This window comes from Saccharothrix coeruleofusca (assembly GCF_017876325.1).
Classification (GTDB): Bacteria; Actinomycetota; Actinomycetes; order Mycobacteriales; family Pseudonocardiaceae; genus Actinosynnema; species Actinosynnema coeruleofuscum.
Map to the genome: position 1 here is coordinate 679,309 of NZ_JAGINV010000001.1, position 13,938 is coordinate 693,246.

Consider the following 13,938-nt stretch of genomic DNA (forward strand, 5'->3'; position numbering starts at 1 on the left):
CCGCGGGCGTATAGGTTCAAGTGGTGCCGCACGAGATCACCGAGGCCGCGCGCGGTTTCCTCGCCCTGCTCGACGAGGGGCAGCGTGAGACCGCGGTGCGCGCGGTGGACGGCGACCTGCGCAGGCGCTGGGCGTACACGCCGGGGCAGCGCCCCGGCGTGCTGCTCGGCGGGTTGCGCCGCGACCAGCGCAAGGCCGCGCACCGGCTGCTGTCCAGCGTGCTCAGCCCGCACGCCTACGCGCAGGCCGCGGCGGTGATGGCGCTGGAGGACGTGCTCGACGACAGGGAGGGCGGCAGGCGCGACAGGCACCAGGGCGACTACTGGGCGGTGCTGTTCGGCGAGCCCGGCGACGACGCGCCGTGGGGCTGGCGGCTCGAGGGCCACCACCCGTCGGTGAGCGTGGTGGTGGCCGACGGGCGCGTGTCGGCCACCCCGCTGTTCCTGGGCGCGAACCCGGCCCGCACCGCCTACCTCGGCCGGACCGTGCTCCACCCGCTGCGGCTGGAGGAGGAGCTGGCCAGGGAGCTGCTGGAGCGGATGGGGCGGGCGGGCCGCCGCCACGCGATCGTCGCCGACACGCCCCCGCCGGACCTCTACACCCGCAACGCGCCGCGCGTGCGGGACGTCGAGCCGCGAGGCGTCACATCAGCGCAGCTCGATCGCGGCGCGCGGGAGGCGCTTCTCGCGCTGGTGCGCTACTACTGCGACCGGCTGCGCGGCGACCTGGCCGACGAGGAGTTCGCGGCGCTGGACCAGGACCGGCTGCACTTCTCCTGGGAGGGCTCGACCGAGCGCGGCGAGGGCCACTACTACCGAGTCCAGGGCCCCGAGCTGCTGATCGAGTACGACAACACGGCCAACGGCGCCAACCACGCGCACACCGTGTGGCGCAGGCGGTCCGGCGACTTCGGCGAGGACCTGCTGGCCGCCCACCGCGCCTCGGTGGAGCACGGGTGACGCCGGAGGAGGCCGTCGCCGAGCAGGAGCGGCTGCGCCCGCTGGTCCGCCCGGTCGCCGACCCCGACCTGGACGTGCGCTACGCCGCCGGGCTGGACGTGGGCTACGCGGCCGACGACCGGCTGGCCGCGGCCGTGGTGGTGCTGGACGCGACGACGCTGGAGACGGTGGACACCGCGGTGGTGCTCGGCCGGGCCGAGTTCCCCTACCTGCCGGGGCTGTTCGCGTTCCGCGAGCTGCCGCCGCTGCTGCGGGCGCTGGAGCGGCTGGACGTCACGCCGGACCTGCTGGTGTGCGACGGCCAGGGCCTGGCGCACCCGCGCCGCTTCGGCCTGGCCTGCCACCTCGGCGTGGTGACCGGCCTGCCCAGCGTCGGGGTGGCCAAGACGCCGATGGGCCGGTTCGACCCGCCCGGCCCGGAGCGCGGCGCGAGCACCGACCTGGTGGACGGCGGCGAGGTGGTCGGCCGGGCGCTGCGCACCCGCGCGGGCGTCAAGCCGGTGTTCGTCTCCGTCGGCCACCTCGTCGACCTCGACCGGGCGTGCGCCGAGGTGCTGCGGCTGTGCGCGGACTTCCGGCTGCCGGAGACGACCAGGCGCGCCGACGCGCTGGGGCGGCGTCAGCTCAAGTAGGCGTCAGCTCAAGTAGGCGTCAGCTCAAGTAGGCGTCAGCTCGAGTAGGCGTCAGCTCAAGTAGGCCAGCTCGGGGTGCCGGGAGAGGTAGGCCTCGAGCAGGCTCCGCGCGACCGACACCGAGTCCACCAGCGGGTGCAGCGCGAACGCCTTCAGCGCGGCGGTCCGGCTGCCCTCCAGCACCAGCCGGTCGACCGCCTTGACCGAGGTGACCAGACCGGCGGCGTGGTCGGGCAGCGGGCTCACCGGCAGCGGCCGGGGGCCGCGCGCGTCCACCCCGCACGGCACCTCGACCACCGCGTCGCCGTCCAGGTGGGGCAGCGTGGCGCCGTTGCGCACGTTGAGGATCAGCGTCGCCCGCTCGTCGTCGGCGATGGCGTGCATCAGCGCCAGGGCGACGTGCTCGTAACCGCCGCCCTCCAGCGAATCGCGCTCGCCCTCCCGGTCGTGCGCCATGTAGGTGGCCTCCCGCTCCAGGCGGGTGGTCTCCCAGTCGACCGAGCCGTTGTAGAACGCCTCCTGCTGGCGCAGCAGGAAAGCGCCGCGGTCGCCGCCCATCGCCTCCCTGGTGGCGTAGTAGTAGTGCAGGTACTCGTTGGGGATCATCCCCAACGCCCGCAACCACTCGGCGCCGAACAGCCTGCCCTCCTCGAACCCCAGCTTCTCCGGGTCGGCCAGCAGGCGCGGCAGCAGGTCCACCCCGTCGACGCGCACCGCCTGCAGCCAGCCCAGGTGGTTCAGGCCCGCGTAGTCGAACTCCGCCCCCGACGCGCCGAGCGCGTGCGCGACCCGGCGGCACAGGCCCACCGGCGAGTCGCAGATGCCGATGACCCGCTCGCCCAGGTGCTCGGCCATGGCCTCGGTGACCAGGCCCGCCGGGTTGGTGAAGTTGATGACCCACGCCTGCGGCGCGATCTCGGCGACCCGCCGGGCGATGCGCCGCGCGACCGGGACGGTCCGCAGCCCGTAGGCGATGCCGCCCGCGCCCACGGTCTCCTGGCCCAGCACGCCGTGCGCGTGCGCGACCTCCTCGTCCACCGCGCGCCCGGCCAGCCCGCCGACGCGGATCGCGGAGAATACGAAGTCCGCGCCGCGCAGCGCCTCCTCCAGGTCCGTGGTGGCGGTGACGCGCGGGCCGCCGCGCAGCACCGCGCGGATGGCGGCGAGCCGGTGCCCGTCGACGTCGTGCAGCACCAGCTCGTCCACGCGCCCGTCGCCGACCAGCGCTTTGTGCACCAGCGGGACGCGGAACCCGCCCCCGCCCAGGATCACCAGCCTCATGCGCCCCATCCTGCACCGGCCACCCCGTCCGGTCGCGCTGAGTCAGGTCCCTTCGGCCACCGCGTCGATCTCGGCGAGGATCTTGGCCTTGAGCTCGTCGGGGGCGAAACTGGCGCGCACCCCGGCACGGGCCAGGTCGGCCAGCTCCGCGCGGCCGAGGCCGAACCGCTCGTGGCACAGCAGGTACTCGCGGTTGAGGTCGGTGTGGAACATGCCGGGGTCGTCGGTGGCCAGGGTCACCGGCACCCCGGCCTCCAGCAGCCGGGGCAGCGGGTGCTCGGCGAGGGACCGGACCGCCCCGGTGCGCACGTTCGAGGTCGGGCACACCTCCAGCGCGATGCCCCGCTCGGCCAGGTGGCGCAGCAGCGCCGGGTCGCGCACCGCGCTGGTGCCGTGCCCGACGCGCTCCGCGCCCAGTTCGGTCAGCGCGGCCCAGATCTCCTCCGGCCCGGTGGTCTCCCCGGCGTGCGGCACGCAGTGCAGCCCCGCCTCGCGGGCCAGCGCGAACGCCCGCCGGAACGCCGCGCGCGGCGCGTCGGACTCCAGCCCGCCCAGGCCGAACCCGACCGTGCCCGCGGGCCGGTGCCGGGTGGCGTAGATGGCGCTGGTCATCCCGGCGTCGCGGTCCCACACGCCGGGCACGTCGAACACCCAGGCCAGCTCCACGCCGTGTTCGACGCGGGCGCGGGCGCGGCTGCGCTCCAGCGCCTCGTCCAGCTCGTCCGGCGCGATACCCGCCCGCAGGTGGCTGGTCGCGGTCACCGTCACCTCGGCGTACCGCACGGCGTTGCGGGCGAGGTCCTCGGCCAGGCCCAGCACCAGCGCGGCCACGTCGTCACCGGTGGTCACCAGGTCGCTGACCTTGGCGTAGACGTCGATGAAGTGGTCGAAGCCGGTGAACTCGTAGAACTCCAGCAGCTCGGCCTCGTCGGTGGGCACGCCCCCGTCGGGGTGCCTGCGGGCGAGGGCGAGGACGGTGGCGGGGGAGGCCGACCCGACGAGGTGCACGTGCAGCTCGACCTTGGGCAGCTCGGCGATGAAGGAACGCATGGCGGCGGGAAGTCTGCACACCCGGTGCGCCCTGGTCAAGCGCCGGTCGTCGGGTTCCCCATCGGTCCACTGTGGACTTGGGTCGTCCTTGACAGGCCCGTGACGGGCGGAGAGGGTCAGCAGACCTGTCCCACGCATCTTGGGGGTTCCTGTGAAGGGTGCTCGGAGAGCCGCGACGCTGGCGGCTCTGGTGACACTGCCGTTGGGGGCCGTCCCGGCCGTGGCCTCGGCCGCGGCCGATGGCCCGCTGTTCACCGACGGCGAGGCGCAGCCCGTCTTCAGCGCGACCGACGTGGTGCGCGAGAGCCTGTGGGTGCGCGCGCCGGTCGACAGCGACCGCGACGGCCGCGACGACGAGGTCTACACCGAGGTGGTCCGGCAGAAGGCGACCGACCGCGGCCTGAAGGTCCCGGTCGTGTTCTTCAACAGCCCGTACTTCTCCGGCGGCAACGACGTGGCCAACCACAACGTCGACGTGGAGCTGTACGTGCCGAACAAGCGCGGCGGGCACGACCGGCGCGACGGCTCCGTGCTCAAGGCGCAGGCCGACGAGCGCATCGCCGCCGCCGTGGGCTCGGCCGCCGGGCCCAACGCGGGGCCGATCACGTCGGGCCGCTACGAGGCGTACTTCATCGAGCGCGGCTTCGCCGTGGTCTACGCCGAGTCGCTGGGCACCGGCAAGTCCACCGGCTGCCCCACCTCGGGCGGACGCAACGAGACCATCGGCTCCAAGTCCGTGATCGACTGGCTCAACGGCCGCGCGCCCGCCCGCGACGCGGCGGGCAGCCCGGTCAAGGCGTCCTGGAGCACCGGCAAGGTCGGCATGATGGGCGTGTCCTACAACGGCACCCTGCCCAACGCCGTGGCCTCGACCGGCGTGCGGGGCCTGGAGACCATCGTGCCCATCGCGGCGATCTCCAGCTGGTACGACTACTACCGCGCGGACGGCGCGGTCGTCGCACCCGGCACGTTCCAGGGCGAGGACCTCGACGTGCTCGCCGAGTACGTCTACACGCGCGAGGACCGGGAGATCTGCAAGCCGGTCATCGCCGAGGTCGCGGCCAAGCAGGACCGGGTCACCGGCGACTACAGCCCGTTCTGGGACGAGCGCAACTACGTCGACGACGCGCACAAGGTGCGCGCCTCGGTGCTGGCCGTCCACGGCCTGAGCGACTGGAACGTCAAGGTCAAGCACGTGGCGCAGTGGTACGAGGCGCTGCGGCGCAACGGGGTCGAGCACAAGATCTGGCTGCACCGGGCGGGCCACACCGACCCGGACACGCTGCGCTCGCAGGAGTGGCGGCGCACCCTCAACCGCTGGTTCAGCCACTACCTGTACGGCGTGGACAACGGCATCGAGCGCGAGCCGAAGTCGACCGTCCAGCGCGAGGACGGCTCGTGGGTCGACGAGGCCGACTGGCCCGCGCCGGGCACCGCCAAGGCCGAGCTGTTCCCGTGGGCGGGCGGTTCGGCCAAGGGCGCGCTGCGCACGTCGCAGCTGCCGGGACGCCCGGTGGTGGAGTCGCTGCGCGACGACTCGTCGAAGACCGCCGAAGCCCTGGCCGACCTGCCCAGCTCCGGCAACCGCCTGTCCTACGCCACCCGCGCGGCCACGACCCCGCTGCGCCTGTCCGGCACCGCGCGGGTCGACCTGGCGATCTCGTTCGACCGGCCCGCGGCGAACGTGACCGCGCTGCTGGTCGACCGCGCGCCGGACGGGAGCAGCCACGTGATCACGCGCGGCTGGACCGACCCGCAGAACCGGGCCAGCCCGTCGCGCACGAAGCCGATCCGGCCGGGTGAGCGGTACCGGGTCGAGGTGGAGCTGGAGCCGCAGGACTACGTCGTGGCCGCCGGGCACAGCCTGGAGTTCGTGCTGATCTCCAGCGACTACGACTACACGCTGCGGCCGAAGCCGGGCGCCGGGCTGTCCATCGACCTCACCGGGACCGCGGTGGAGCTGCCCGTAGTCGGTGGCACCGCTTCACTACGGGAATCGATCGGTTAGGTAGTAATTCACGAAGTACTGGAGTTGGTGACTATTCCACTTCGCTGGCTGGGTGTGGTCGGATCACCGCACCCAGCCAAGGAGGTGGCACATGTCCCGACCCAAGAGCGCCGCACTGCTCGTCTCCGCCCTGATCACGCCGCTGCTCGGACTCGCCGTCGCGCAGGGCGAGGCCGTGGCGGCCCCCAACTTCCAGGTCCCCTTCCCGTGCAACCAGGTGTGGGAGGGGCAGACCCGCACCAACCACCGGCCCGCCAACTCGGTGGACTTCAACCGCGCGAACGACGAGGGCGACCCCGTCGTGGCCTCCGCCGCGGGCACCGTGTCGCGGGTGGCCAACGAGGGCTCCACCAGCTACGGCCGGTGGATCGAGATCGACCACGGCGGGGGCTGGAAGACCAGGTACGCCCACCTGTCGGCGCAGCGGGTGTCGGTCGGCCAAGCCGTCGCGCTGGGCCAGCGCATCGGCGACGTCGGCAACACGGGCGGCTCCACCGGGGCGCACCTGCACTACGAGCAGCTGCTCGACGGCGCCGACCAGAAGGTGAAGTTCAACGGCACGACGGCCTACTACTGGGGCACCCGCAGCTACACCAGCCGCAACTCCTGCTCCGGCACCGGCTTCACCGGCACGGTGGGCACCGACAGCGGCACCGGGGTGACCATCCGCTCCGGTCCGGGCACCCAGTACGCGGCCGTGGGCGCGGTGGCCGACGGGGAGACCGTGACGATCAGCTGCCAGGCCGAGGGCGAGAGCATCACCGGCAAGTACGGCACGACCGTGCTGTGGGACAAGATCGGTCCCGGCTACATCTCCGACGCCTACGTCTACACGGGCTCGGACGGCCAGGTCGCGCCGGACTGCTGACGCGCGGCTGAGCGGTCGCCGCCCCCGCGAGGGGGCGGCACCTTAGCCCCCACCCCCGACAATCCCGGTCGCCCTCACCCGTGCGAGCGACCCGATCCATCCACAGCCCGTCCCCCTGTCCACAGTTGTGGATCTTGACCGTGACTCCGCGGTCGAGCCGGTCCAGAGTCGCCCCCATGACGACTCCCGCACCGCTGACCACCCCGCTCCGCGATCCCGGCGACCTGATCGCCGCGGTCCCGCACCTGCTCGGCTTCCACCCCTGCGACTCGGTGGTCGTCGTGCTGGTGGAGGGCTCGGCGGTGGCCATGACCCTGCGCGCCGACCTGCCACCACCCCAGCACACCCGCCGGGCGGTCGAGCAGCTGCTGCCCGCGCTGTCCAGGCAGGCCGGCGCCACGGCGGTGGTGGTCGTCGTCGGCGGACCACGACCGGACCCGCCGGAACGGCTGCCGCGCGAGGACCTGATCACCCACCTCGACGCCGCCTTCGACGCCGTGGGCATCCGACTGGCCTGCGCGGTGTGGACGCAGGCCGCGGAGAAGGGCACGCCCTGGTTCGACTACTGGGACCTGGGCAGCGCGGGCACCACCCCCGACCCGAGGGGCACCGCGCTGGCGGCGGCCTCCGCCGCCATGGGCTTCGTCACCTACCCCAGCCGGGACGCGATGGTCCAAGTGCTGGCCCCGGCGCCCGAGCAGGTGCTGGCCCGCCGGTCCGAGGCGCTGGACCGCCTGGTGGCCGAGTCGCAAGCGGTGCCGCCGCGAGACGCGGCACGACACGGCCGCGCCTTGGTCCACCAGGCGGTCACCGCGGCGGCGGATCGGACGACCCCGCTGGCGGACGAAGAAGTCGTGCTGCTCGCCCACGCCCTGTCCGACCCCTGGGTCAGGGACGCCAGCCTGAGCTACGCGGTGGGTGAGCACGCGATCGGGGCCGAACGCCTGTGGACCGAGCTGACCAGGGCCTGCCCACCGCCCGAGCGAGCCGAACCCGCCACCCTCCTGGCGTTCTCCGCCTACCTCAGGGGCGAGGGCGCGCTGGCCGCCGCGGCGCTGGAGCGGGCCCAGCAGGCGCACCCTGGCCACCGCCTGGCGACGCTGCTGCGCACCGCGCTGGAATCCGGCGTACCCCCCGAGCGCATCCGCGAGTTGTGCTGAGCGGTACCACCCGACCGCGCGAGTCGCGCGGTCGGGCACCACGAACCGAGCCTTCAGGCACCGCGAGTCGAGCGTTGGGGTGGGAGTTGTGTCATCACAGCAGGTCGGGGCGCTGCCAGGGCTCGCCCAGCACGTGCTCCGCGAGGAAGGCGAAGATCGTCTCGTACCACAGCTTGGCGTTGCCGGGGGTGAGGATCCAGTGGTTCTCGGTGGGGAAGTACAGGAACTTCGCGGGCACGCCGTGCCGCACCAGGTCGAAGTACAGCCGCTGCCCCTCGCCGACGGGCACCCGGTAGTCCTTGTCGCCGTGGATGACCAGCATCGGCGTCTTGATGTCGGCGACCCGCAGGTGCGGGGAGTTCGCCAGCACCCGGTCCTGCTGGGTCAGCGGGTCGCCCATCTCGCGCAGCCAGTAGTACGAGTCGTCCGTGGTGCCGGTGAAGGCGTCCAGGTTCCACAGCGACGCGTGCGTCACGATGGCCTTGAACCGGTCGGTCCGGGTGGCGATCCAGTTGGCCATGTAGCCGCCGAACGAGCCGCCCATCGCCGCCGTGCGGCTCTCGTCGATGTCGTCGCGGCGCTCGGTGACGTCGGTGATCGCCATCAGGTCGGTGTACGGCTTGGCCCCCCACGACCCCCACCCGGCGCGCACGAAGTCGCGGCCGTAGCCCAGCGACAGCGCCGGGTCGGGCAGCAGCACCGCGTACCCCCGCGCGGCCATCAGCCACGGGTTCCAGCGCCAGCTCCAGCTGTTCCAGCTCATCACCGGGCCGCCGTGCACCCACAGCAGCAGCGGCGCGGGCCGCTCGGCGGAGCAGCCGTCGGGCAGCACCAGCCACGCGCGGACCGCGCGGCCGTCCTCCGCGGTGGTCTCGACCTCGGTCAGCGTGCCGGGCAGCGACTCCACCGCGCCGGGGGCGGGCAGCCGCACCGGCTCCTGCTCGGCCGCCGCCGCGTCCAGCCGCACCGGCTGCGGCGGGTGGTCCACCGCGGCGCGCAGTGCGTACAGCGTCGCGCCGTCCGGGCTCACCAGCACGTCGGTGTAGGCGCCGGAGGCGGTCAGCCGGACCACCTCGCCCGAGGACAGGTCCAGCCGCCACACCGGCTGGTGGCCGCGCAGGCTGCTGGTGAAGTACACCGCGTCGCCGGTGGGGCTCACCACCGGGTGCTCCGGCTCCTCGGGGAAGTCCGGGGTCAGCTCGGTGACCTCGCCCGACTCCAGGTCGATGCGCACCAGCTCGCAGCGCCACGGGCTGTCCGAGGTCGAGTCGAACGACTCGATCGCCACGATCCCCGACGAGTCCGGCAGGAACACCGGTTCGCTGTAGGAGTAGCCCTCGCGGTCGGCCAGCACCCGGTCGACGCCGCCGTCCGCGCCGCGCAGCCGCAGCCGGACCCGCGAGCCGTAGGCGGCGCTGACCGGGACGCGCTCGACGTGCACCACCCAGCGGCCGTCCGGGCTGATCGCGGACTGGGAGCCCACGTGCCCGTCCGCGCCGGGGGTGAGGTCCACCAGCCCGGCGGCCGGGTCGAGGCGGTCGCTGTCGGCGTCCACCGGCCCGGTGGTGACCAGCTGCCGGGGGTAGGTCGGTCCCAGGTCGGCGTCCCAGTACCGGATGGGGTAGGACTCGTGCAGGATGCCGGTCACGCCCGCGTCCTCGCGCGCCTTGCGCAGCGCCTCGTCCGGCTCGCCGAACTCGGCTGTGGGGTGCGCGTCCGCCACCAGCAGCACGGTGCCCGCCTCGCGCGCCACGGCGAACCGCCCCACGCCGCCCGAGGGCCGGTACAGCTCGCGCGCCTCACCCGCGGGCGGCAGCAGCCACAGCGCGGTCTTGTCCTTGGGCTTGCCGTTGGCGGGCTTGGCCTCCTGGTCCGGGCGGGCGGACAGGAACAGCAGCGCCCCGTCGGGGGTGAACACCGGGTGGGAGTCGCCCTTGGCCGAGCGGGTCAGCCGCCGCGCCGGGCGCCGCCCGCTGGGGTCGACCTCCCACAGCGAGCCCTGCCAGGTCTTGCCGTCCGGGGACAGCCCCGCCACGACGGTCACCAGCCGGGTGCCGTCCGGGGACAGCGCCAGCGAGGAGAGCCTGGGCAGGGCCGCGAAGGCGGACAGGTCCGCGAAGTCCGCCGCTGTGCCGGTCATCCGCTCACGCCTCCTGACGGGACCGGGTGAACTCCCAGGCGTCGCGCACGATGCCCGCCAGGTCCACCCGCTCGGGCGCCCAGCCCAGCTCGGTGCGCGCGCGCTCGCTGGAGGCGACCAGCACGGCCGGGTCGCCCGCCCGACGGGGCGCGACCGCGGCGGGGATCGGGTGGCCGGTGACCTCGCGGCAGGCGTCGATGACCTGCTTGACGGAGAAGCCGGTGCCGTTGCCCAGGTTGTAGACGCGGTGCTCGCCCTTGGTGGCGTGCTCCAGGGCCAGCGCGTGCGCGTCGGACAGGTCGACCACGTGGATGTAGTCGCGCACGCAGGTGCCGTCCTCGGTCGGCCAGTCCTCGCCGTAGACCTGGATCTGCTCGCGCTGCCCCAGCGCGACCTGGAGCACCAGCGGGATCAGGTGGGTCTCGGTGGTGTGCCGCTCGCCGTACCTGCCGTAGGCGCCCGCGACGTTGAAGTACCGCAGGCTCACCGCGGCCAGGCCGTGCGCGGCGGCGTAGGAGGTGATCGCGTGGTCGATGGCCAGCTTGGTGGCGCCGTAGGTGTTGGTGGGCCGGGTCGGGGAGGTCTCCGCGATCGGCACCTCCTCCGGCTCGCCGTAGGTGGCGGCGGTGGAGGAGAACACCAGCCGCGGCACGGCGTGCCTGCGCATGGCCTCCAGCAGCCGCAGCGAGGTGACCACGTTGCCCTGCCAGTACTTGGCCGGGTCCACCATGGACTCGCCGACCAGCGACTTGGCCGCGAAGTGCAGCACGCCGTCGAAGCCGTCGGCCAGCACCTCGTCGATCACGTCGTTGATGTCGCCTTCGACGAACCGGGCGCCCTCGGGGACCGCGTCGGCGTGCCCGGTGGACAGGTCGTCGAGCACGACCACCTCGTGGCCCGACTCGACCAGCCGAGCCGCGCACACGCTGCCGACGTACCCCGCACCGCCCGTGACGAGCAGCTTCACCGTGTTCCCCGCTTTCGTGTCGGTTGTCTCATTCGTCCCGGCCCGCGCCCGCCGAGGGCACGGCCGTGAAGGTCCGCGGCTTGGTCCAGCCGCGTTCGGCGTAGGCGTGCAGCACCCGCCGGACGACCTCGTCGTGGCGCTCCACCGGCACCAGCGCGATGGCCGAGCCGCCGAAGCCGCCGCCGACCATCCGGGCGCCCAGCGCGCCCGCCGCCACCGCCGCGTCGACCGCCACGTCCAGCTCGTCCACCGAGACCCGGTAGTCGTCGCGCAGGCTGGCGTGCGAGGCGTCCAGCAGCGGTCCCAGCCCGGCCAGCTCACCGGAGCGCAGCAGCTCCACCGAGCGCAGCACCCGGTCGTTCTCGGTGACCACGTGCCGCACCAGCGGGCGCAGCCGCTCCGGCAGCTTCTCCAGCGCCGCGCCCAGCCCGTCGGCGGAGACGTCCCGCAGCGCGGGCACGCCCAGCAGGTCCGCGGCCTCCTCGCAGCCCGCGCGCCGGGCGGCGTAGCCGCCGTCGGTGTGCGAGTGGCTGGCGCGGGTGTCGATCACCAGCACCTCCAGCCCCCGCGCGGCGGCGTCGAAGGGCACCTGCTCGGCCTCGCCCGAACGCACGTCCAGGAACAGCACGTGCGCCTCCGTGCAGCGCAGCGACGCGGTCTGGTCCAGCAGACCGGTGGGCGCGCCGACGAAGTCGTTCTCCGAGCGCTGCACCCACCGGGCGATCTCCGGCAGCGTGGGCGAACCGGGCCCGCCGTCGGGGGAGCGGCCCGCCAGGCCCAGCAGGGCCAGCGCGACCGCGCACTCCAGCGCGTGCGAGGAGGACAGCCCCGCGCCCGCGGGCACGTCGCCCGCGATCACCAGGTCCGCCCCGCCGGTGACGCCCACCTCGCGCAGCGCCCAGGCCACGCCGCTGGGGTAGGCGGCCCAGCCCTCGACCGCGCCGGGCGCCAGGTCGGCCACGGCGACCGGCTCGGCGTGCTGGGGCTCGCCGTCCGCGCCCAGGGTGGCCACCCGCAGCAGGCCGTCCGCGCGCGCCGCGGCGGCCACCGCGGTGCGGTGCGGCAGCGCGAAGGGCAGCACGAAGCCGTCGTTGTAGTCGGTGTGCTCGCCGATCAGGTTGACCCGACCGGGAGCGGACCAGACCCCCTCCGGGGCGGTGCCGTGGAGCTGGGTGAACGCGGCCGCGGCGCGGTGGCCGGGTCTCACCGGGCCTGCACCAGGACGGCGTGCGCGACGGACGGGCTCAGCTCGGTGGTGGTGCCGTTGCCGCGCACCTGGATCACCTTGGCGCCCGCCATCGAGTCGACCTCCACCGTCCCGCCGGGCACCACGCCCGCGGCCTTCAGCTCGGCCATCAGGTCCGGGTCCATCTGCACGTGCTCGGCGATGCGCCGCACCTCGACGCGACCGCCGCCACGCCGGGCCACCTCGTCCACCCGGATCAGGTCGGCTTCGGCGGCGGGGGCGGGTTCGCCGTCGCCGAGCTTGTCCAGACCGGGGATGGGGTTGCCGTAGGGGGAGGTGGTGGGGTTGCCCAGCAGCTTGACCAGCTTGCGCTCGACGGCCTCGCTCATCACGTGCTCCCAGCGGCACGCCTCGCTGTGCACGTGCTCCCACTCCAGGCCGATGACGTCGACCAGGAGGCGCTCGGCGAGCCGGTGCTTGCGCATCACCGCGACGGCCAGGCTGCGCCCCTGCTCGGTCAGCTCCAGGTGCCGGTCGTCGGCCACGATGACCAGGCCGTCGCGCTCCATCCGGCCGACGGTCTGGCTGACCGTGGGGCCGCTCTGGCCGAGGCGCTCGGCGATGCGGGCGCGCAGGGGCACCACGCCCTCTTCTTCGAGCTCGTAGATCGTGCGGAGGTACATCTCCGTGGTGTCGATGAGGTCGTTCACACCCGCTCCCCTTCGTATGCCCTCATGCTAGTCGCACCGTTCGACGGCGCGTCCGGCCATCAGCAGGTCGGTGGACCGCCCTGGGTGCAGGATGGTGCGGTGCACCCACTGATCAGCACCGAAGCACTCGCTTCCGCGCTCGCGGGCGCGGAGCCCCCGGTCGTGCTCGACGTCCGCTGGCGCCTGGGCGGCCCGTCGGCCAGACAAGATTACGAGGTCGCGCACGTCCCCGGCGCCGTGTACCTGGACCTGGACCAGGACCTCGCGGACCCGCCCGGCGAGGGCGGCAGACACCCGCTGCCGGACCCCGAGCGCCTGCGGCGCGTCCTGCGCGCGGCGGGCGTGCGCCGGGGCGGGCCGGTGGTGGCCTACGACAGCGGTGACGGCTCGGTCGCGGCGCGTGTCTGGTGGCTGCTGCGCTGGGCGGGCCACGAGGAGGTGGCGGTGCTGGACGGCGGGTTCGCGGCGTGGACCGCGGAGGGCCGCCCGGTCACCGCGGAGCCGCCGCGGCCGGTCGAGGGCGACGTGGAGGTGCGCCCCGGCGGGATGCCGGTGCTCGACGCCGAGGGCGCGGCCGAGCTGGCGCGCACCGGTGTGCTGCTGGACGCGCGGGCGGCGCAGCGCTACCGCGGCGAGACCGAGCCGGTCGATCCGCGCGCGGGCCACATCCCCGGAGCGGTGAACGCGCCCTCGGCCGAGCACGTGGGCGCGGACGGGCGGTGGCTGGGCGCCGAGGGGCTGGCCGCGCGGTTCGCGGGCCTGGGCGTGCGCCCCGACCGGCCGGTCGGGGCCTACTGCGGGTCCGGCGTCACCGCCTCGTCGGTGGTGCTGGCGCTGGAGGTGGCCGGGGTCACCGCCCCGGAGCGGCCCGCCGCGCTGTACGCGGGTTCCTGGTCGCACTGGTGCGTCGATCCCGACCGACCGGTGGCCACCGGACCGCAGCCCGGCTGAGCCCGCCCGGTCGAGCTGCCCGGTCG

At 74.2% G+C, this 13,938-nt stretch carries 12 protein-coding genes; 6 read left to right on the forward strand and 6 right to left on the reverse strand.

Going from position 1 to position 13,938, the window contains the following annotated elements; translation table 11 throughout:
• Positions 1–23: 23 nt before the first annotated feature.
• Positions 24–959, forward strand: coding sequence for a DUF3500 domain-containing protein (locus JOF41_RS03365; protein WP_209616058.1), 936 nt, complete (start codon positions 24–26; stop codon positions 957–959).
• Positions 956–1,591 (forward strand): endonuclease V, encoded by a 636-nt coding sequence (locus JOF41_RS03370; protein ID WP_209616060.1) that lies wholly within the window; start codon positions 956–958, stop codon positions 1,589–1,591. The genes JOF41_RS03365 and JOF41_RS03370 overlap by 4 nt, the downstream gene beginning before the upstream one ends.
• Positions 1,592–1,642: 51 nt before the next feature.
• On the opposite strand, the gene JOF41_RS03375 is transcribed toward JOF41_RS03370, so the two are convergent.
• Together JOF41_RS03375 and add are read right to left on the reverse strand one after the other, a co-directional pair.
• Entirely contained in the window at positions 1,643–2,872 is a 1,230-nt protein-coding gene (locus tag JOF41_RS03375; RefSeq protein ID WP_209616062.1) for a 6-phospho-beta-glucosidase, read from the reverse strand.
• Positions 2,873–2,914: 42 nt separating this feature from the next.
• Positions 2,915–3,922, reverse strand: a complete 1,008-nt coding sequence (gene add, locus JOF41_RS03380) for an adenosine deaminase (RefSeq protein WP_209616063.1) — start codon at positions 3,920–3,922, stop codon at positions 2,915–2,917.
• 151 nt (positions 3,923–4,073) lie between these two features.
• Between add and JOF41_RS03385 the strand changes: the two genes are divergently transcribed.
• From JOF41_RS03385 to JOF41_RS03395, 3 genes are all read left to right on the forward strand, one after another.
• Positions 4,074–5,930, forward strand: a complete 1,857-nt coding sequence (locus tag JOF41_RS03385; protein ID WP_209616065.1) for a Xaa-Pro dipeptidyl-peptidase — start codon at positions 4,074–4,076, stop codon at positions 5,928–5,930.
• Between the two features lie 91 nt (positions 5,931–6,021).
• The gene (locus JOF41_RS03390) at positions 6,022–6,798 is read left to right on the forward strand and encodes a M23 family metallopeptidase (protein WP_209616067.1); all 777 of its coding nucleotides are present in this window, start codon (positions 6,022–6,024) and stop codon (positions 6,796–6,798) included.
• A gap of 176 nt (positions 6,799–6,974) precedes the next feature.
• Entirely contained in the window at positions 6,975–7,958 is a 984-nt protein-coding gene (locus JOF41_RS03395; RefSeq protein WP_209616070.1) for a DUF4192 domain-containing protein, read from the forward strand.
• A gap of 94 nt (positions 7,959–8,052) precedes the next feature.
• Here the strand turns inward: JOF41_RS03395 and JOF41_RS03400 are convergent, their stop codons facing one another.
• From JOF41_RS03400 to JOF41_RS03415, 4 genes are read right to left on the reverse strand one after another with little or no spacing between them, the layout of a single operon-like run.
• The gene (locus tag JOF41_RS03400; protein ID WP_209616072.1) at positions 8,053–10,098 is read right to left on the reverse strand and encodes a S9 family peptidase; all 2,046 of its coding nucleotides are present in this window, start codon (positions 10,096–10,098) and stop codon (positions 8,053–8,055) included.
• Between the two features lie 4 nt (positions 10,099–10,102).
• A complete protein-coding gene (gene galE / locus JOF41_RS03405) occupies positions 10,103–11,065 on the reverse strand; it encodes a UDP-glucose 4-epimerase GalE (RefSeq protein ID WP_189221848.1) in 963 nt (320 codons plus the stop codon).
• A 28-nt stretch (positions 11,066–11,093) separates the two neighbouring features.
• A complete protein-coding gene (galK, locus tag JOF41_RS03410) occupies positions 11,094–12,272 on the reverse strand; it encodes a galactokinase (RefSeq protein WP_209616075.1) in 1,179 nt (392 codons plus the stop codon).
• Positions 12,269–12,961 (reverse strand): iron-dependent transcriptional repressor DtxR, encoded by a 693-nt coding sequence (locus JOF41_RS03415; RefSeq protein WP_189221846.1) that lies wholly within the window; start codon positions 12,959–12,961, stop codon positions 12,269–12,271. The genes galK and JOF41_RS03415 overlap by 4 nt, the downstream gene beginning before the upstream one ends.
• A gap of 99 nt (positions 12,962–13,060) precedes the next feature.
• Between JOF41_RS03415 and JOF41_RS03420 the strand changes: the two genes are divergently transcribed.
• Positions 13,061–13,912, forward strand: a complete 852-nt coding sequence (locus JOF41_RS03420) for a sulfurtransferase (protein WP_189221845.1) — start codon at positions 13,061–13,063, stop codon at positions 13,910–13,912.
• Positions 13,913–13,938 lie beyond the last annotated feature (26 nt).

What these genes read in the sequence shown, in the direction of transcription:
- JOF41_RS03375 (WP_209616062.1), bottom strand. Translation starts at nt 2,872, where the DNA reads ATGAGGCTGGTGATCCTGGGCGGGGGCGGGTTCCGCGTCCCGCTGGTG.
- add (WP_209616063.1), bottom strand. Translation starts at nt 3,922, where the DNA reads ATGCGTTCCTTCATCGCCGAGCTGCCCAAGGTCGAGCTGCACGTGCAC.
- JOF41_RS03390 (WP_209616067.1), top strand. Translation starts at nt 6,022, where the DNA reads ATGTCCCGACCCAAGAGCGCCGCACTGCTCGTCTCCGCCCTGATCACG.
- JOF41_RS03395 (WP_209616070.1), top strand. Translation starts at nt 6,975, where the DNA reads ATGACGACTCCCGCACCGCTGACCACCCCGCTCCGCGATCCCGGCGAC.
- JOF41_RS03400 (WP_209616072.1), bottom strand. Translation starts at nt 10,098, where the DNA reads ATGACCGGCACAGCGGCGGACTTCGCGGACCTGTCCGCCTTCGCGGCC.